Origin of the sequence: Pseudomonas sp. MF6767 (assembly GCF_016405475.1) — a bacterium.
Classification (GTDB): Bacteria; Pseudomonadota; Gammaproteobacteria; order Pseudomonadales; family Pseudomonadaceae; genus Aquipseudomonas; species Aquipseudomonas paracarnis.
This window is the reverse complement of record NZ_JAEKCY010000002.1, coordinates 488,849-507,213: the sequence shown is the minus strand read 5'-3', so window position 1 is coordinate 507,213 and position 18,365 is coordinate 488,849. Positions and strand designations below refer to the sequence as shown.

The window sequence follows — 18,365 nt, the reverse complement described above, 5'->3', positions numbered from 1 at the left end:
AAAACAATGAAAACCCTACCGCCCGTTCACCGTATCGCCTTGCTCTTCAACGGCAGCAAAATCTACGACCGCGGCATCATCGCCGGTATCGGCAACTACCTGAGCAGCACCCGCGCATCCTGGGACCTGTTCCTGGAAGAAGATTTCCTCTGCCGCCTGCGCGGTATCGAGCGTTGGCAGGGCGATGGGATCATTGCTGACTTCGATGACCCGCTGATTGGCGAGGCGTTGGCCGGCAGTCGGGTTCCAGTGGTGGCGGTGGGTGGGTCTTATGAGGATGTGGGCAAGTACCCGAAGGGCATTCCCTATGTGGCCACCGATAACCATGCCCTGATGAAGCTGGCCTACGAGCATCTGGTGGAGGCGGGGTTGACGCGGTTTGCCTGTTTCAGCCTGCCCGAAGCCCAGGCCAATCGCTGGGCCCAGGAGCGTGAGAAAGCTTTTCGCCGCTTGATGCAGCGTGATGGCTTGCAGGTAGAGGTGTATCGCGGCCTGGGCACCAGTGCGCCGTTGTGGGACAGCGCGGTGGAGCAGCAGATTGCCTGGCTGCACAGCCTGCCCAAGCCTATCGGCATTATCGCGGTGACCGATGCCCGCGCTCGGCAATTGCTGCAAGCCTGCCTGACCGCAGGTATTGCGGTGCCGGAGGAGGTGGCGTTGATCGGCATCGACAACGACCCGCTGACCCGCACCCTCACGCGGGTGCCGCTCAGTTCGGTGATCCAGGGCACGGAGACCATGGGCCGTACCGCTGCGGCGCTGTTGCATCAGATGCTGCATGGCAAACCCTGCACGGGCACGCAGGTGCTGGTGCCGCCAGACGCCATTAACGTGCAAGCCTCCAGCCTGCATCAACCCCTGGGCAACCCTTACGTGATGCAGGCCTTGTTGTTTATCCGCCAGTACGCCTGCCAGGGTATCAAGACCGATCAGGTCGCCGCTTATGTCGGTGTTTCCCGCTCGTCCCTGGAAGCGCATTTTCGCAAGGCGCGTGGCTGCAGCGTGCATGATGAGATTTTGCGCTTCAAACTCGCCGCTGCCGCCAAGGGCCTGGAAAACCAAAGCCTTGCTATAGCCGACATTGCCGCACGCTGCGGCTTCACCTCTGCGCAGTACCTGCATACGGTGTTTCGCCGCGAATTTGGCTGTACGCCACGTCAGTATCAGCAGGGCGCGAGCTAGAACACCGCTTTGACTTGCAAACCCAGCACCAGCGCATTGTCGATGCTCTCACCGGAAAACGCCCCCGGCTCGATGATGTATTGCACATCCGGGCGCAAGGTCAGCCAAGGCGTGGCCTGGTAGCCATAACTGAGTTCGATCAATTGTTCGGCGCTGTCGATTGAGGGGTAGGACTCCCCGGCATTGAACGCGGCCAACTCTTGCACATCACGGCTGCGCGGGTTCGGCACCGCGCGGCCATAGCCCAGGGCGACGGTATCGCGCGGGCGACCTTCGAACGGCTTGTACAGCACCACGCCTGCGCCATACCACTTGGTGAACGGCGAGGCCGCTTGGCTGGCGGCAGAGTACTGGCCGAAGGCGTGCAGGCTACGGCCTTGGGATGATTGTGAGGCCCACACAGCCTGGTCGATCAAGAGGTAGTGACCGCCACGCCCGCTGACGTCCTTGTTGCTGCCAATGCGTTTTACATCGGAACTGTCGTAGTAATAACCGAGCTTGTATTCACCGGGCAGTGCGCCCGCATGCTTGTAGATAAGCTCGATGGGCACCACGGTGCCGGTGGTGTGCTTGGGCCCCAGGTGCCAGGCACGGCTTGAGTTGCCATTGCTGGACGGGTCGACATTGAACGCCGCCACGCGCAGTTGCCAGTTGGGCGAAAAGTCGTATTTCACCCGGGCACCGAGGTGCGCATTCGGGTAGTTGGCCCAGCCACTGCCGCCGGACATGTTCAGCGGATGCCCGCAGAAGCCGGCGTTCATGAAGTTGCACAGGATGCCGCTGTCCAGGCCGCCGAGATCATTGCCCATGGCCATATAGCCCAGCTTGAGGTTCAGCGCCGGGGTGAACAGCGTGCGCTCGTAGCTCAGCTCGGTGAGGCGCGTGTAGAGGCCGCCGTAGTTTTCCTGGATCGGCAGGCGGTTGCCCACCAAGTCCTCGGAGGCGCTGTTGCCGCGTCGGTCGTTGATGGTCAGCTGGATGCGGTCGCCGTTGTTGAAACCGTAGAGCTTGCCCAGGTCGAACTGCACGCCGAGCTTGATATTTTGCGAATAGCGCGCCGAACGGTGCTGGCCGCCGTGGGCGTTGTAGGCGGTCTCGCCGCTGTAGTCACCGGTAAAGCGCACACCTTGCGCGTCGAGTTCGCGGCGCAGGCCGCCCCAGTCGCCGGTCAGGGTGGTGTCGTCGGCTTGAACGGGCAGGGCGGCCGCAAAGGCCAGGCCCAGCGCCAGGCGCCAGGCGGTATGAGGAGTAGGGGTCATGGGGGATCTTTCCAAACACAAAGCGCGGTGCCGGAGCACCGCGCGAACAGAGGGCGGTTACGGCAGGGCGTAGGCGATCACGTAGTCGCCACGGTCGGTGGACTGGCGTGCGCCGCCGGCGGTGACGACGATGTATTGCTTGCCGGTTTTCGGCGACACGTAGGTCATCGGCCCACCCTGGCTGCCGACGGGCAGGCGGGCTTTCCAGATTTCATCGCCATTGCCGCTGTTGAAGGCGCGCAGGTAGAAGTCCTGGGTGCCGGCGATAAAGATCAGGCCGCCTTGGGTGGACAGCGTACCGCCCAGGGTCGGCAGGCCTACCTTGATCGGCAGGTGCATGCGGATACCCAGGGGGCCGGTGTCTTCAACGGTGCCCACCGGTACTTGCCAGGCGACCTTTTGCGTCTTCATGTCGATGGCGGTCAAGGTGCCGAATGGCGGCGCCTGGCACGGAATGCCGGCCACCGACAGGAAGCGGTTTTTGTTCACCGCGTACGGCGTGCCCTTGAGCGGCACGGCGCCCATGCCGGTGTTCAGCGCTTCCCCACCGGAAGAGGTCTGGGCCTTGTTCTGCGACGGTACCATCTGGATCCACAGGCCCAGGCGCATGTCGTTGACGAAGATAAAACCGTGCACCGGGTCGGTGGAGATGCTGCCCCAGTTCATGCCGCCCAGGGAACCGGGGAAGCTCAGGGATTTATCGGTGCCCGGCGCGGTGTACAGGCCGTCGTAGCGCATGCCCTTGAAGTCGATGCGGCACAGCAACTGGTCATACGGCGTCGCGCCCCACATGTCCGACTCGGTGAGGGTTTGCGCGCCGATCTGCGGCATGCCGACGGATTTAGGCTGGGTCAGGGAATACGGCTCGTTGGGAATGTTCGCGGCTTTTACCGGCACTTCCTGCACGTCCGTCAGCGGCTTGCCGGTGGCGCGGTCGAGCACGTAAATCTGCCCGGCCTTGGTGCCGATGACCACGGCCGGCACAGCCTTGTCGCTGCCTGGCGGGGTGAAGTCGATCAGGCTTGGCTGCATCGGCAGGTCGAAGTCCCAGAGGTCGTTGTGAACCGTCTGGTAGACCCACTTCTCGGCACCGGTGGAGGCGTCGAGTGCCAGCACCGAAGCGCCGTATTTGTGGTTGAGCTGGGTGCGCTCCACGCCGTAGATATCGGTGGAGGAGCTGCCCATCGGCAGGAAGACCGTGTTCATCAGTGGGTCGTAAGACATCGGCGCCCAGCTGTTCGGGGTGCTGCGCACGTAGGTGGCGTCGCCCGTCGGGGCCTGCTTGTCTTCAGGGTTGCCTGGGTCGAAGGCCCAGCGCATCTGACCAGTGATCACGTCAAAGCCACGGATCACGCCACCGGGCATATCGGTCTGCACGTTGTCTGCCACGCGACCGCCGACTACGACGGTGGTACCGGCCATCAGCGGCGCTGAGGACAGTTGGTAGTAGCTGTCTGGAACATTGCCCAGGCCGGCCTTGAGGTCCACCTGACCGTGGGTGCCGAAGTCTTCGCAGAACTTGCCGGTGTCGGCGTCTACGGCGATCAGGCGTGCATCAATGGTGTTGGTCAGCAGGCGACGCTGGCACTGCGCACCGGCAGGCACGCTGGCGGCCAGGACCGGCGAGCTGTCGGGCTGGGTCGGCTGGGCAATCGGCGCGCTGGCGTCGAAATACGCCATTCCCCGGCAACGCTGCCACACTGCCGATTTGGCGTTGACTTCGTTTTTCCACAGTTCTTTGCCGGTGTCGGCATCCAGCGCGATCAGGTTGTTGTGCGGGGTGCAGATAAACACTTTGTTGCCGATCTGCAGGGGCGTCAGTTGGTCTTCGGCACCGTTACCGTCGCTGATGGCCACGTCGCCGGTGTGATAGGTCCAGGCGACCTTGAGCTTGTCGATGTTGTCGCGGTTGATCTGGTCCAGCGCGGCGAAACGGCTGCCACCTTCGGTATTACCGTAGTGGGCCCAATCTTTCTGCGCATCGGCCGCAGCCACCGGGGTGACGCCCGGGCCTGCACCGGTGGGCGCAACGCTGGGGTGCGCGACAAACATATTGCCCGCTGCCACCGCCACGCCCAGCGCCAATACGGCGGCGACGCCATAGGCACCCCGCGCCGGTTTGCCGGCCAGCAACGGATACACCAGTGCGACCACCACGCCAATCACCGCAAACATGAACAGTCGCGAGAACAGCGGCCAGTATTCCAGGCCCACGTCGGCCACCGCCCACACGGCGGTAGCCACTAGAAACGCGGCGAACAACCAGGCGCCGGCAGGCTTGCAGCGGGCAATCAACAGCCCGGAGATGGCCATGACCACGCCGCCCAGCAGGAAGTACCAGGAACCTCCCAGGCTGACCAGTTTGGCGCCGCCGACGGCAAGCGCAAGGCCGAGCAGGGCGATGACGACGCCCAGGCCCAGGAGTAAGAATCTAGAGACGCCAGCGGCGCGCGATGCTCGTTTCATGTCGAATGGACTCGAGTGAGAGAGGGCAAAGACGCGATTTTAGCAAGATAAGTAACCGGTTAGTACATTTGAGTCCTGCAATAGACTGTTGCAGGTACTGCGATGATGGGCAGGGCCGCCTCTGAGTCGGCCTAGATGGACCCTGCGACGCGTACCCTGTGGCGAGGGAGCTTGCTCCCGCTGGGGCGCGAAGCGGCCCCTCTCTTAATTTAAAAGACTGGGACTGCTACGCAGTCCAGCGGGAGCAAGCTCCCTCGCCACGGTACAGCGCTGCCTTTATTGGGCGGGCATCAGAACTTGAAGCGCCCCACCAGCCCATTGAGCTGGCCGGAAATATCAGTCAGCCGCCCTGAACCGGTCTGCGCCGAATGCGCAAAGCCTTCCACCAACTGCGCGTCGGCGTGGATCTGCGCGATATGCCGGTTGATCTCTTCGGCCACCTGGTGCTGCTCTTCGGCGGCGGTGGCGATCTGAGTGTTCTGGTCGCGAATCGAGTCCACCGAGCCGCGGATCTTGTCAAAGCTGTCACGGGCCTGCTGGATGCGCTCCACGCTGGTGTTGGACACCAGCAAGCTGCCTTGCATCTGCTGGGTGACTTCCTGGGTGCGGCGGGCAAGGTTGCCCAGTAGGCTGTCGATTTCGCCGGTGGAGTCGGCGGTGCGACGCGCCAGTGCACGCACTTCATCGGCGACCACCGCAAAGCCGCGGCCCTGGTCGCCAGCGCGGGCGGCTTCGATCGCGGCGTTGAGCGCCAGCAGGTTGGTCTGTTCGGCAATCGAGCGGATGGTGTCGAGGATGGTGTTGATGTTCTGGCTGTCTTGCTCGAGCAACTGCATGGTCTGTGTGGATTTTTGCAGGTCTTCGCTGAGCTTGAGCACGCTGCCGGTGGCTTCGCCGATGTGCTGCTGGCCGGTGTGCACGTCGCGATAGCCCTCATCGGCACTCGTGGCGGCGGCGCTGCATGAGCGCGCGACTTCGTTGGCGGTGGCGACCATCTCGTTGAACGCGGTGCTCACCAGTTCCACGGCTTCGCGCTGGCGGCCGGCGGCCTGGTTCATATTGTTGGCCACGGCGCTGGTGTCGGCGGCGGCGGTTTGCAGGTCTGAGGAGGCGTTGCCGATGCGCTGCACCAGTTGCGCGATCATGCTCAGGAACTGGTTGAACCAGCCGGCCAGGCTGGCGGTTTCGTCCTTGCCTTGCACTTTGAGCTGGCGCGTGAGGTCGCCTTCACCTTCGGCGATTTCCTGCAGGCCGTCGGCCACACCGCGAATCGGACGTACGATCACACGGGCGAAACTGGCACCGACGATTGCGAACACCACGGCCAGTACGGCGGCGATCGCAGCGATCAACCACGTCAGGCGGGTGGCGCCGGCCATCACTTCGTCACGCTTGATCAGGCCGATAAAGCGCCAGCCCAAGTCTTTGGAACTGACCACGTTAGCCATGTAGGCCACGCCATCGATGCTCACCTCGGTCACGCCATCGCCGTGCTTGGCCAGTTCGGCGTAGTTCGCGCCCAGGCCCGCCAGGGGCTTGAAGTTGTGCGTGGCATCGCTGGGGTCCACCAGCACGTTGCCGTCGGCTTCCACCAGCATCAGGTAGCCGCTGTCGCCCAGCTTGATGGTGCGCACCAGCTCGGTGAGTTGCTTGAGCGACACGTCAAGGCCAACCACCCCAAGGACGTTACCCGTGGCATCCGCGACGGTGCGCACGGTGCCGATCAGCACCACATCGTCCGGGGCCCAGTAGTAGGCGCCTGTGCGCACGGTCTTGCCTGGCGCTGCAATGGCGGCCTGGTACCAGGGGCGGGTGCGCGGGTCGTATTGCGTCAGCTTGGCGTCGTCCGGCCAACTGGCGTAGCCGCCATCGCTCAGTCCCAGGGACAGGTAGGCGGTACTGGGGTGGCTTTTGGCGAACTGATCAAAAATCGCCAGCAGTTCGGTGTTGGTCGGCGTCAGCGGAATTTGCGCTGCATCGGCGCCGGCGTAGTTCTTCAGGTTCTTGGCCGCGATCACACGCGGGTCTTTGGCGACGAAGTCGACATTCTGGCTGATGCCGTCGAAAAACTGCTGCATGCCATTGTCGATCTGGCGGATCTCGCGGCCGCTGCTGTCGAGGAAGTTGGCCAGCGCACCCTCGCGCAGGTTCAGCACCACGATAATGGCGACCAGGATGACCGGCACGCACGCGATGGCCGCAAACGCCCATGTCAGCTTCTGCTTGATATTCATGACTTCACCCGCGGGTATTTATAGTTTTGGCAAGGGGAGAAAAATGGGTACTGCGTGTCGCAGGCGTTTTTGTGAGAGGCGAGGCCATGCGTACCCTCGGTATATCGGCCGAGGGAGTTGGCACTTGAGGAGGGGGAATCAGGCGATCGGGTCACCGACCAGGGCATCGCGGCGCATCGACTGCAGGTTCTTCTCGATGGTTTCGCAGATGCTTTCCATCTGGATCTGGTGTTCGCTGGAATTGAACGGGCTTTGCAGGTCGGTGCCGATGCGTTCGATGGCCAGCAGCATGAAGCCCACGACCGTGGAGGCCAACGGCGTGAACCAACCGAGCGATTCCACCAGGCCCACCGGCACGATCAGGCAGAATAACGAAATGAATAGCCGCGGGAAGTACACGTAAGGGTAGGGCAGTGGCGTGTTGGCAATCCGCTCCATGCCGCCCTGGGCGTTGGAGAGGTCCACCAGGGTCGACTCCAACCGCGCCAGGCGGATGCTGTCCAGGCGCCCGGCCTGGTATTCGCGCGCCAGCAACGAGGCCGAGCCGGTGAGGATGTCATTGGCGAAGTTATTGGTGGCGCCGTTGCGCGCAAATTCTTCGGCGGGGATAAAGGCTCGCACTTCCTCCGGGCACGGCTGGCCCTTGAGGTGCGCAGCCAGGCAATTAACGTAAGCCACGTGACGGCGCAACAGCGTCGACTTCACCGGGTTCACCTCACCAGGGGCGTCATCGAGCAGGGTCAACACTTGCCGAGCAAAACTGCGCGAGTTGTTGACCATCGCACCCCACAGCGTGCGTGCTTCCCACCAGCGGTTGTAGGCGCTGCTGTTGCGAAAACTGATCAGCACCACCAGTGCCGAGCCGAGCAAGGTCAGGGGCATCAGCGGCAAATTGATCTTGGCGGTGAGAAACAGCATGAAATCCACCGTCACCGCCACATCCCACAACAACAGCCAGAACAACGCCCAGCCCACATAGCCCATGGTCTTGATGATCAGGTGGTATTTCTTCAGAAGGGCAGCTTTCAAACGAGAACCTCGCGGCGGGCGGTTGGCAACAATCCCCTGTTACGACGCCGCCGAGGAAGGAAGGTTCGCAGTGTGCTGAATCGATTAGTCCTCTAACCGCCAGGCGGAGAGAATGTAACCAAAGGTTGCGCGTAAGTGTGTGCCACGGGGCATTTGACGGTGGAACAACTTTGGTACTGATGACGTCTTGTCCGGCAATCGCTGTACATTGCGTTCGAGGCAAAAAGCCATTAATGGCAGGAATTTTGAAGTGATTTGTTTTGGGGCCGGGCTGCAGGGATTTCGTAGCTGAGATCAGTGGCATCAAGTTGGATGATCAGGGCTCTTTCATGCGTGTCAGTTCGTTGAAGTTGGCTATGTGTAATACCGCGCAAGCGCTCGAACGTCATAAGGATTTTGAATCGTGCATGAGAGCGCATTACCACGTGCTGCTCGTGCCCTATTCGAAACGACCGTTTTTCTACAAGAGTGCCCTTAAATACAGCCGCTTGATGGTGTCGTTTGCATTATTGAGCGAATACTTTTCCACACCGCTGCCGTTGTTGGCAGAAGTTAAAGCCTTGTGCGTAACGCGCAAATATTGTTCGAAAAACAGCCTGGAATCGATTTTTTTGCTATTCCGGGCTCTGGGTTTCATGGAGGTTGCGCCGCACCCCGAAGACAGTCGCTTCAGGGTGTATGCACCCTCGGATGAAGCCTGCCGCGAAGCGCGGTTGATGCTCACCGCCCTCACGGAGTCTTTGGCGCTGCTCTATCCCGAAAGGGAAGTGTTCCGGCAGATGCGCGACTTGGATGACCGCGAGTTCCTTGCGCTCTATTTCAAGGGTTTTGCCATGATTCTCGCGGCCGAGTTGACGGTGGATGTCTTGCTGCCCGAATGTTACTGGCTGGTGAAGCGCGACGCCGGCCATCTGTTGATGCTGGCGATCTACAACGACGCCTTTGCCCCTGAGAACGACCGCGCCACCTTCCGGTCGTCTTCCTACCTAGCCTTGGCCAAGCAACTTTCCGTGTCCAAGACCCACATTATCCGTATGGTGCAGGAGGGGGTTGAAAAGGGTTATTTCAAAGCCCACTCCAAAACCCGGCTGGAAGTTCTGCCACCCTTTGCCAGCCTGGTAAAGCGGTTCATGGCCTTTTCATTTGCGATGGGCCTGCATGCTATTGAGATGGGAGCGTAAGGATGCCTGCTAACTTGAAGTTGCGGCCCAGAATGCGCAGTTTGTTGTCACCTGCGGTGACCCAAGCCGAAGGGGTAGGGATTATTGCCTGGGTCGGCATGCTCCTGATTCCTGCGGCCCTGAAGTTGAATTTTTATATGTTGGGCGTCACGGTGGGCCTGCTGATTGTTTGCCGGGTACATGCCACCACCACGAACTTTCTGCTCTGGCGAGTGCTGGGGGTCACCTATATGGTGTTGTTGTCCGTCGGCTTCGCTTATCTGATTCATATGAACAAAGAGTTGCGTATCTATGGCCTGCCGTTGGCCGTGACCCTGGTGGTGGGCAGCGCGATCTTGTTTATCAGTGTCCAGGATTACCTGGTCGATGCGCTATTGATCTGGCTGATCCTGTGGCCACCCATGCAGGCGGATATATACGTTGGCACCGAGGTATATTTGCTGCTGTTCTGCGCCGCGTCGGTGTCCATCGGGTTTATCTTGAGTTATTCCTACTTGAAGAACCTGCGTTCGGTATTGCTGGTGGAAAGCGAGTTTCGCGCTTTGGCCGAGACCGACTACCTGACGTCCATTCTCAACCGGCGCGCTTTTATGCAGAGCTTCGAGAAGTTGCTCGGTGGGGAGCAGGGCGGCTACTTCATCATGTTGGATATCGACAGTTTCAAAGAAAAAAACGACCTGTATGGCCACGACGTGGGGGACAAGATTCTGCGCGCCATGGCCCTGTGCCTGAAAAACGCCAAAGGCAGCCACAGCTTTGGACGGATCGGCGGGGAAGAGTTCGGCGTGTTACTGCAGGGCGACGATGTGGAGGTGGCCTGTGATTATGCCCTGGACTTGTTGCAGGCGATCCGCAGCAGCGTGCCTGCGCCCCACCATTACACCTGCAGTGCGGGGATGGCGCGTTTTTCGCCGGGCGACGAGTTGTCGGCCGTACTCAAGATGGCGGACAAGAACCTGTACGGCGCCAAGCGCAATGGCAAGGATTGTGTGCACCTGGACGGCGCGCTGCTGAAGGCGATCTTGTCCTGAGGCTTGGCGTCTAGTGCAAAGGTATCTGCACAACTTTCCAAGTTGCAGCAGCCAACGCTAACCACGATGCGAAGCGAGCCGCTCTTGATCTTGATCTGCTTTTGATCTTAAGCGCCCCGTTAAACCACGCTGGCGGATTACGGGCACACCGAGCCTGGGCGAGGTGCCGAGTGGTGGGGCAAGAGAACCCTAAGTAGCTGTTACCGCAGGAATGGATATGTACTCGGTATGACTGTGCCGGCTGTCAGGCCGCCTTCGCGAGCAAGCCCGCTCCCACAGTTGGATTGAGGGGTGTCAGGTAGATATGGGGCGGCTGTCGGGCCGCCATCGCAGGCAAGCCAGCTCCCACATTTGGATTGTGGGGTGTCAGGTAGGCAAGCGCCGGGTGGCAGGCCGTCACGGGAGCAAGCTCCCTCGGCACAGGCCCGGCGTCGCGCCGAAGTTATACGTCTAGTGTTGTGACAACACGCTGGCCAGCAACCCAGGGAAGCGGCTTTCCAGCTCGTCACGGCGCAACGAGTTCATATGGGTGGTGCCCACATTGCGGGTGTGCACCAGGCCGGCATCGCGCAATACCCGGAAGTGATGGGACATGCTGGACTTGGGCCGCCCCCCGTCGAGTTCGCCACAGGTGGCCTCTGGCACGTTGGCCAGGTAGCGCACGATGTCCAGGCGCACGGGGTCGCTCAAGGCGTACAGCACACGCTCAAGCGTCAATTCTTGCGGGGTAGGGTGTTTGAAGGCTCGCATGGGGCGGATCATAACAGGGGGGTAGCGTTCAATACCATAGTTCGATTACCATCGAACTATCGAATCACTCATCCCTTCCTGGAGTTCTAAATGTCGGCTTTGTTCGAACCGTTCAAACTCAAAGATGTGACCTTGCGCAATCGCATTGCTATCCCCCCGATGTGCCAATACATGGCCGACGACGGCATGGTCAACGACTGGCACCACGTCCACCTGGCTGGCATGGCCCGTGGCGGTGCCGGCCTGCTGGTGGTCGAGGCCACCGCGGTCGCCCCTGAAGGGCGCATCACCCCAGGCTGCGCCGGGATCTGGAGCGACGCCCACGCCCAGGCATTCGTGCCCATGGTCAAGGCCATCAAGGCCGCAGGTTCGGTGCCGGGCATTCAGATCGCCCACGCCGGTCGCAAAGCCAGTGCCAATCGCCCCTGGGAAGGTGATGACCACATCCCGGCTTCTGATGCCCGTAGCTGGGAAACCATCGCCCCCTCTGCCATCGCGTTTGGTGCCAATTTGCCCAACGTACCGCGTGCCATGACCCTGGAAGACATTGCCCGCGTGCAGCAGGACTTCGTCGACGCGGCCCGCCGCGCTCGCGATGCCGGCTTTGAATGGATCGAACTGCACTTTGCCCACGGCTACCTGGGCCAGAGCTTTTTCTCTGAGCATTCCAACCAGCGTACCGATGCCTACGGTGGCAGCTTCGACAACCGCAGCCGCTTCCTCCTCGAAACCCTGGCTGCGGTGCGTGAAGTCTGGCCGGAAAACCTGCCGCTCACCGCCCGGTTCGGTGTGATCGAATACGACGGCCGTGATGAGCAGACCCTCACCGAGTCCATCGAACTGGCCCGCCGTTTCAAGGACGGTGGCCTGGACCTGCTGAGCGTCAGCGTCGGCTTTACCATTCCTGACACCAACATCCCATGGGGCCCGGCCTTCATGGGCCCGATTGCTGAGCGTGTACGCCGTGAAGCCGGTATTCCGGTGACCTCGGCCTGGGGCTTCGGCACGCCGCAACTGGCGCAAGGCGCGCTGCAGGCCGGGCACCTGGACCTGGTTTCGGTGGGGCGCGCACATTTGGCTGACCCGCACTGGGCCTACTTTGCCGCGAAGGAACTGGGCGTGGACAAGTCCTCCTGGACCTTGCCGGCGCCTTACGCGCATTGGCTGGAACGCTATCGCTGAGGTATGCCTGCGCGTTGCATGAGCCACTCGATTGAGTGGCTTTTTTTCGCCTGTGGTTTTTGCGTTACCCACTGGAGACACAGCAGGTACGTGAAAAATAACAAATGAGAACCGATATCAAACGAGAATGCCTTGATATATGATGCGCGGCGAATTCTTGGCAGGTTTGCCGTCCCATCTGGCTCATTCACTAGGTTTTACACCCATGCGTCGTACCCTGATTTCCATCTGTGTGCTCCAGGCGTTTTCCCCCTTCGCGTGGGCAGAGCAGGTGCCTGCCGAGAACACCAGTATCGAGCTGCAAGCGACCAATGTCACCGCCACCGCGGACCTTGAGTCGGCCCAAGGCCCCGTGCAGGGCTACCACGCCACACGCTCAGCCAGTGCGACGCGCACCGACACCGCCATTCATGAAACCCCGCAGTCCATCAGCGTAGTGTCCAAGGACGTGGTCGAAGACCTCGGTGCAACGCGCTTGCAGGATGCCCTCGATTACGCCGGCGGCGTCGGCCGTGCCAACAATTTTGGCGGCCAGGGCCTGACCACCTTTACCGTGCGCGGCTTCACCACCGGTGAGTTCTACCGCAACGGTTTCCCGATCAACCGCGGTTACCCGAACATGCCGGACGCCAACACCATCGAGCGTCTGGAAGTACTGCGCGGCCCCGCGACTATGCTCTACGGCCGTGGCGACCCAGGCGGCACCTTCAATGTGGTGTCCAAGCAACCGCTGGCCGAACGCACCGTCACCCTGGGCAGCCAGCTCAATGACCAGGGCATGAAGCGCGGCACCCTGGATGCCTCCGGCCCGCTGGACGAGGAAGGCCGCCTGGCCTATCGCCTGAACGTAGTGGGCGAGGGCGGCGACACCTTCCGCGATCACGTCGAGACGGAACGCTACGGCGTGACGCCGGTAATCACCTGGCAGGCCACCGATGACACCAAGGTGACCTTCGAAGGCGATTTCATGCGCAACAACCACCCGCTGGACCGTGGCCTGACGCGCTTCCCCAACCAGCGCGGCACGCCCTCGCGTGATACGTTCTGGGGCGACAAGGACGCCGGCAAGCTGCACAACGACAACAACATGGCGCAGTTGCGTTTCGAGCATGCACTGAGCGACAACTGGACCCTGGGCGGCGGTTTCCAGTGGTTGGACGGCAGTTTGAAAGGCAATGCCATCGAAGCCAACGGGCCGGGCAGCCTGGGCGCTGATGGCCGCACCCTGCAACGCAACTTCAACTACCGCAAGCTGGAATGGACCGACAAGGACTATCAGCTCAACCTGACCGGGCACTTCTCCACTGGGGGCTTCGATCACACCTTGCTTACCGGTATCGAGTACGAGGACTACGACTACAAGTCGATTATCCAGCGTTCCAGCGCCGCGGCGGGTACCTATCCCATTGACATCTTTGACCCGGTGTACGGTCAACCCCGTCCGGCACTGACCCGTACGCCGACCCACGACAAAGAAAACCTCAAGACCTACGCCGCTTTTGTACAGGACCAGGTTGCTCTCACTGAACGTCTGAAAGTACTGGCCGGTGCCCGATTCGAGCGTTTCGAGCATGACTACCAGAACTATGTTGGTAAAAGCTGGCAGGCCGCCGACAACGCCGTCACCCCACGCGTGGGTGTAATCTACGACCTCACCGACACCGTCGCGGTCTATGCCGACGCCGCCCGTTCGTTCAAGCCCAACACCGGCGCCAGCCGCGAAGGCGGTGGTTTTGCGCCGGAGAAAGGCAAGTCCTACGAGATGGGTATCAAGTGGGAGGCGCTGGATCGGCAGTTGAGCGTGGATGCGGCGATCTATCAGATCGAGAAGAAGAACGTGCTGACCACCGATCCCGTGGACAATACCTTCAGTGTCGCGGCCGGCCAGGTGCGCAGTCGGGGCTTCGACCTCAATGTGGCAGGCAACCTCACGCCCGAATGGCGCGTGATCGGCGGCTACGCTTACGTAGATGCCGAAGTCACCCGTGATAACACTCTGCGCTCCGGCACTCGCTTGATGAACATCCCGCGCAACAGTTTCAGCCTGCTCAACGTCTACGAGTTCCAGGACGGCGCGCTCAAAGGCCTGGGCCTGGGCGCCGGCGGCAAGTACGTCGACCAACGCGCCGGCCAGACCGCCAATACGGCATTCTCCATGGACGCCTATACCGTGGTCGACCTGCTCGGTTACTACAAGGTCAATGAGCGTGTGCGCTTGAACCTCGATGTGAAGAACCTGTTCAACCGCGAATATGAAGAAGGCGCGTTCGGCAATATCTACGCCTACCCCGGCGCACCGCGTACCGTGCAGGTGGGCATCGCCTACACCCTGTGATGAACAGCTGCGGTACCACGCAGGGCCGGCGGCGAGAGAGATTGCTCCCGCAACGGCCCCTATCTACCTGACTCCCCAGGATCCAACTGTGGGAGCTGGCTTGCCTGCGATGACGGCCTGCCAGCCGACGCATTTCTACCTGATACCCTCGCGATCCAACTGTGGGAGCTGGCTTGCCTGCGATGACGGCCTGACAGCCGACACTTCTCTACCTGACACCCCACATTGGGAATGCGGCGCGTCAGGTGGATATGCGTCGGCTGGCAGGCCGTCGCGGGAGCAAGCTCCCTCGCCACAGGGGCCTGCATCAGCTTCCCTGTCAGGTTTGACAGTAGACACTGGCGGGCGATCGAGGGATGTTTGCTCGTAACGTGCCAGCGCAGCGGTCGGCGCTCATTGCTTTTCGAAGCCACGCTTAATAGGGATATTAAAAATGGAACGGGAACTGATCGAGAAAGCTGAAGACCTGATCAAAAAGACCAACGATGCCGAGCGTCTGTTCACCCGATACGCCACCAAGTGCTACACGTCAGCCTTGCAAAAATATGCCAAGGAGATCAGCGAAACCTCCTATACCTATCTGCTGGCCGAGCTGGCCGAAAGTTCGCTGAGTTCGGAAATTCTAGGCCGTCCAGGCGCCAATATCAGCCTGGTCAGGATCGAGATAGAGGAGGTCATGCTCGAAGCCGATGTGATCAAGAAATTGAAGCGGGCCGAAACCCATTACCTGGAAACCCTGGAATCGGTGCGCAAGTTCGAAGACCTTAAACGCTTCGAGAAAATGCAGGACACGTCCGATATCGTCCGCTCGATAAAACTCGGCGTGTCACGTTTCAATATCCTGTTTGTCATCTTGCTGATCGGTGGGTTGACCTGGGCGGCGATCAATCTGCCTAAAGAAGCCTTGGCGTTGATTTCCGCTGCGATCGGCGGCGCCATCACTCACTTGCTATCCGAGCGCCAGGCCGTGCTGGCGCTGAAAAAAGAGGGCGATAACACCTGCCCCAGGGCCAACAATAACAGTCAGGAATGACGCGGGCTCACAACGGCGTCAACACGTTCATCACCGTATCCAGCGCCACCCGCGTGTCATCCAGTTGCACCAGCGACGCATGCCGCGCACCCAGGGCATCGCGGTTCTGGATCGCCGTGAGGATCGCTTTGTGCCGAGGCAGACTCAGGCCCTGGATATCCGGGCGGCGGTTGGTGATGTTGATCGACTCGCGCAACGGCAGCGAGAGCATGTTGCACATATAGGCGAGCAGGTCGTTGCGGGTGGCGTCGGCAATCGCGCGGTGGAAGTCCAGGTCGGCCTGTAACAGGTCCTCGTGGGTCTTGGCGGTTTCCATGCCTTGGTAGGCTTGTTCGATGGTGGCGATGTCTTCGTCTGTGGCGGTGGTCGCGGCCATGGCGGCGATTTCCGGTTCGAGAATGCGGCGCACCCCGGCCAGGGTGTTGAAAAACTCGCTGTGGGGCGTGGACTGCATCAACCAGGACAGCACGTCCGGGTCGAGCAGGTGCCATTTCAAGCGTGGCCGTACCACCGCGCCCACCCGTGGCTTGGAGTACACCAGGCCCTTGGCGCTGAGCACCCGCGTGGCTTCGCGCAATACCGAGCGGCTGACCTGGTATTCCTCGCACAGCGTGGCTTCCATGGGCAAGCGTTCTTCAGGCTTGAAGCGACCGGAAACGATGTGCATGCCCAAGTCCTGAACGATCTGGGCATGCTGGCTCTTGCGCGGCTTGGGCGGCTGATGATCCATAACGACGGGGAGGCTCTGGCTTAGATTCGCCGCATCATAGCATCCCAATTAGTGGGAATGCCGTGGGACTTCTGCCCCGCGACAGCCCACCAGGAAGTCAAAGTCACAGCCTTGGTCGGCCTGCAGCACATGGTCGATATACAGCTGGCGATAGCCGCCGACGATTAGGTTCTGCGCGGGCGGCAGGTCGGCCATGCGCGCTGCCAGCTCGGCGTCTGGAATGTCCAGGTGCAGGCAGCCATTGGCGCAATCGAGTTCGATCCAGTCACCTTCCTTCACTGTCGCCAACGGCCCGCCAGCAGCGGCTTCCGGTGCCACGTGCAACACCACGGTGCCGTAGGCGGTGCCGCTCATGCGCGCATCGGAAATGCGCACCATGTCCGTCACGCCCTGGGCCAGCAGCTTGGCGGGCAGGCCCATGTTGCCGACTTCGGCCATGCCGGGGTAACCCTTGGGGCCGCAGTTCTTCATGACCAGGATCGAGTTGGCATCCACGTCCAGCTCCGGGTCGTTGATGCGTGCCTTGTACATGTCGAAGTTCTCGAACACCACGGCGCGGCCACGGTGCTGCATCAGTTCGGGGCTCGCTGCCGAAGGCTTGAGCACCGCGCCCAGGGGCGCGAGGTTGCCACGCAGCACGCAGATGCCGCCGTCGGCGCGGATCGGGTTGTCCAGCGTGCGGATCACTTCGTCCTGGCCGTAGATCGGCGAATCCTGGGTGTTCTCGCCCAGGGACTTGCCGTTGACCGTCAAGGCGTTGGGGTGGGGGATCAGATTGGCCTCACCCAGGCGACGCAGCACCGCGGGCAGGCCGCCGGCGTAGTAGAACTCTTCCATCAGAAAGCGTCCGGAGGGCTGCAGGTCGACGATGGTCGGCATACCGCGGCCGATGCGGGTCCAGTCATCCAGGTCGAGTTCGACGCCGATGCGCCCGGCGATGGCTTTCAAGTGGATCACGGCGTTGGTCGAGCCGCCGATGGCCGCGTTCACGCGGATAGCGTTTTCAAACGCCTCCTTGGTGAGGATCTTCGACAGCTTCAAGTCTTCACGCACCATCTCCACGGCGCGCATGCCCGACATGTGCGCCAATACATAGCGGCGTGCATCCACGGCCGGAATCGCCGCGTTGTGGGGCAGGGAAGTGCCCAGCGCCTCGGCCATGCAGGCCATGGTGGAGGCCGTGCCCATGGTGTTGCAGGTGCCCGCCGAACGCGACATGCCGCCCTCGGCCGCGAGGAAATCATCCAGGGTGATGGTGCCGGCCTTCACCTGTTCGCTGAGCTGCCACACTACCGTCCCCGAGCCGATGTCCTGGCCCTTGTGCTTGCCGTTGAGCATCGGCCCGCCAGTGACGACGATGGCCGGCACATCACAACTGGCCGCGCCCATCAGCAGCGCCGGGGTGGTCTTGTCGCAGCCGGTCAGCAGCACCACACCGTCAATCGGATTGCCGCGAATCGCTTCTTCCACATCCATGCTCGCCAGGTTGCGCGTGAGCATGGCGGTAGGGCGCAGGTTGGATTCGCCATTGGAAAACACCGGGAACTCCACCGGGAAGCCACCGGCCTCGATCACGCCACGCTTGACGTGCTCGGCGATCTGGCGGAAATGCGCGTTGCACGGGGTCAGCTCCGACCAGGTATTACAGATGCCGATGATCGGCTTGCCATGGAACTGATGGTCGGCAATGCCCTGGTTCTTCATCCAACTGCGGTACATGAAGCCGTTTTTGTCGGCGGTACCAAACCACTGGGCAGAGCGTAGGCCGGGCTTTTTGTCAGGCATGATCGATTCTCTTATTGTATGACTATATGTTCTATTCGTGCTTAAACATAAGCGCAAAATCGCCGCTTTGGAAGTGTTGTTTTGCAAATAGTCATACTATATAGTCGGTCTCAACTGAGGTATGGCCCTGGCGGATTTCGTCAGAGGCGTCCCCCGAGCTTCTATAAA

General features: G+C 61.2%; 12 protein-coding genes and 2 pseudogenes. 6 read left to right on the top strand and 8 right to left on the bottom strand.

Features of this window, described 5'->3' with window-relative positions; genetic code table 11:
• Positions 1 to 6: 6 nt before the first annotated feature.
• The gene (locus JFT58_RS05395; protein WP_034127136.1) at positions 7 to 1,182 is read left to right on the top strand and encodes a XylR family transcriptional regulator; all 1,176 of its coding nucleotides are present in this window, start codon (positions 7 to 9) and stop codon (positions 1,180 to 1,182) included.
• Here the strand turns inward: JFT58_RS05395 and JFT58_RS05390 are convergent.
• The 5 genes and pseudogenes from JFT58_RS05390 to JFT58_RS05375 form a co-directional block, all read right to left on the bottom strand.
• Positions 1,179 to 2,441 carry a carbohydrate porin gene (locus JFT58_RS05390; protein WP_054895672.1) on the bottom strand — a complete coding sequence of 421 codons (1,263 nt, stop codon included), beginning with the start codon at positions 2,439 to 2,441 and terminating at the stop codon, positions 1,179 to 1,181. The genes JFT58_RS05395 and JFT58_RS05390 overlap by 4 nt on opposite strands.
• A 57-nt stretch (positions 2,442 to 2,498) precedes the next feature.
• On the bottom strand, positions 2,499 to 4,907 hold the full coding sequence (locus JFT58_RS05385) for a glucose/quinate/shikimate family membrane-bound PQQ-dependent dehydrogenase (RefSeq protein WP_054895671.1): 2,409 nt from the start codon (positions 4,905 to 4,907) through the stop codon (positions 2,499 to 2,501).
• A 290-nt stretch (positions 4,908 to 5,197) separates the two neighbouring features.
• Positions 5,198 to 5,734, bottom strand: a pseudogene (locus tag JFT58_RS30720) (methyl-accepting chemotaxis protein); the annotation flags it as partial.
• Between the two features lie 327 nt (positions 5,735 to 6,061).
• A pseudogene (locus JFT58_RS30715) lies at positions 6,062 to 7,141 on the bottom strand (HAMP domain-containing protein); the annotation flags it as partial.
• 138 nt (positions 7,142 to 7,279) lie between these two features.
• Positions 7,280 to 8,170 carry a bestrophin family protein gene (locus JFT58_RS05375; RefSeq protein ID WP_054895670.1) on the bottom strand — a complete coding sequence of 297 codons (891 nt, stop codon included), beginning with the start codon at positions 8,168 to 8,170 and terminating at the stop codon, positions 7,280 to 7,282.
• Positions 8,171 to 8,499: 329 nt separating this feature from the next.
• On the opposite strand from JFT58_RS05375, the gene JFT58_RS05370 reads away from it, so the two are divergent.
• The gene (locus JFT58_RS05370) at positions 8,500 to 9,351 is read left to right on the top strand and encodes a hypothetical protein (protein WP_169918793.1); all 852 of its coding nucleotides are present in this window, start codon (positions 8,500 to 8,502) and stop codon (positions 9,349 to 9,351) included.
• Between the two features lie 2 nt (positions 9,352 to 9,353).
• A complete protein-coding gene (locus JFT58_RS05365; RefSeq protein ID WP_169918792.1) occupies positions 9,354 to 10,382 on the top strand; it encodes a GGDEF domain-containing protein in 1,029 nt (342 codons plus the stop codon).
• Positions 10,383 to 10,832: 450 nt separating this feature from the next.
• On the opposite strand, the gene JFT58_RS05360 is transcribed toward JFT58_RS05365, so the two are convergent.
• A complete protein-coding gene (locus tag JFT58_RS05360; RefSeq protein WP_003190545.1) occupies positions 10,833 to 11,132 on the bottom strand; it encodes an ArsR/SmtB family transcription factor in 300 nt (99 codons plus the stop codon).
• 90 nt (positions 11,133 to 11,222) lie between these two features.
• Here JFT58_RS05360 and JFT58_RS05355 point away from each other — a divergent pair, with 90 nt between their 5' ends.
• From JFT58_RS05355 to JFT58_RS05345, 3 genes are all read left to right on the top strand, one after another.
• Positions 11,223 to 12,314, top strand: coding sequence for an NADH:flavin oxidoreductase/NADH oxidase (locus JFT58_RS05355; protein WP_054895667.1), 1,092 nt, complete (start codon positions 11,223 to 11,225; stop codon positions 12,312 to 12,314).
• Positions 12,315 to 12,519: 205 nt separating this feature from the next.
• Positions 12,520 to 14,649, top strand: coding sequence for a TonB-dependent siderophore receptor (locus JFT58_RS05350; protein ID WP_054922115.1), 2,130 nt, complete (start codon positions 12,520 to 12,522; stop codon positions 14,647 to 14,649).
• A gap of 433 nt (positions 14,650 to 15,082) precedes the next feature.
• Entirely contained in the window at positions 15,083 to 15,682 is a 600-nt protein-coding gene (locus JFT58_RS05345; RefSeq protein ID WP_034126738.1) for a hypothetical protein, read from the top strand.
• Positions 15,683 to 15,689: 7 nt separating this feature from the next.
• Here the strand turns inward: JFT58_RS05345 and JFT58_RS05340 are convergent, their stop codons facing one another.
• Together JFT58_RS05340 and JFT58_RS05335 are read right to left on the bottom strand one after the other, a co-directional pair.
• A complete protein-coding gene (locus tag JFT58_RS05340) occupies positions 15,690 to 16,412 on the bottom strand; it encodes a FadR/GntR family transcriptional regulator (RefSeq protein ID WP_034126739.1) in 723 nt (240 codons plus the stop codon).
• Positions 16,413 to 16,460: 48 nt separating this feature from the next.
• On the bottom strand, positions 16,461 to 18,197 hold the full coding sequence (locus tag JFT58_RS05335) for an IlvD/Edd family dehydratase (protein WP_198834312.1): 1,737 nt from the start codon (positions 18,195 to 18,197) through the stop codon (positions 16,461 to 16,463).
• Between the last annotated feature and the right edge of the window lie 168 nt (positions 18,198 to 18,365).

What these genes read in the sequence shown, in the direction of transcription:
- JFT58_RS05395 (WP_034127136.1), top strand. Translation starts at nt 7, where the DNA reads ATGAAAACCCTACCGCCCGTTCACCGTATCGCCTTGCTCTTCAACGGC.
- JFT58_RS05390 (WP_054895672.1), bottom strand. Translation starts at nt 2,441, where the DNA reads ATGACCCCTACTCCTCATACCGCCTGGCGCCTGGCGCTGGGCCTGGCC.
- JFT58_RS05385 (WP_054895671.1), bottom strand. Translation starts at nt 4,907, where the DNA reads ATGAAACGAGCATCGCGCGCCGCTGGCGTCTCTAGATTCTTACTCCTG.
- JFT58_RS05370 (WP_169918793.1), top strand. Translation starts at nt 8,500, where the DNA reads ATGCGTGTCAGTTCGTTGAAGTTGGCTATGTGTAATACCGCGCAAGCG.
- JFT58_RS05365 (WP_169918792.1), top strand. Translation starts at nt 9,354, where the DNA reads ATGCCTGCTAACTTGAAGTTGCGGCCCAGAATGCGCAGTTTGTTGTCA.
- JFT58_RS05360 (WP_003190545.1), bottom strand. Translation starts at nt 11,132, where the DNA reads ATGCGAGCCTTCAAACACCCTACCCCGCAAGAATTGACGCTTGAGCGT.
- JFT58_RS05355 (WP_054895667.1), top strand. Translation starts at nt 11,223, where the DNA reads ATGTCGGCTTTGTTCGAACCGTTCAAACTCAAAGATGTGACCTTGCGC.
- JFT58_RS05350 (WP_054922115.1), top strand. Translation starts at nt 12,520, where the DNA reads ATGCGTCGTACCCTGATTTCCATCTGTGTGCTCCAGGCGTTTTCCCCC.
- JFT58_RS05345 (WP_034126738.1), top strand. Translation starts at nt 15,083, where the DNA reads ATGGAACGGGAACTGATCGAGAAAGCTGAAGACCTGATCAAAAAGACC.
- JFT58_RS05340 (WP_034126739.1), bottom strand. Translation starts at nt 16,412, where the DNA reads ATGGATCATCAGCCGCCCAAGCCGCGCAAGAGCCAGCATGCCCAGATC.
- JFT58_RS05335 (WP_198834312.1), bottom strand. Translation starts at nt 18,197, where the DNA reads ATGCCTGACAAAAAGCCCGGCCTACGCTCTGCCCAGTGGTTTGGTACC.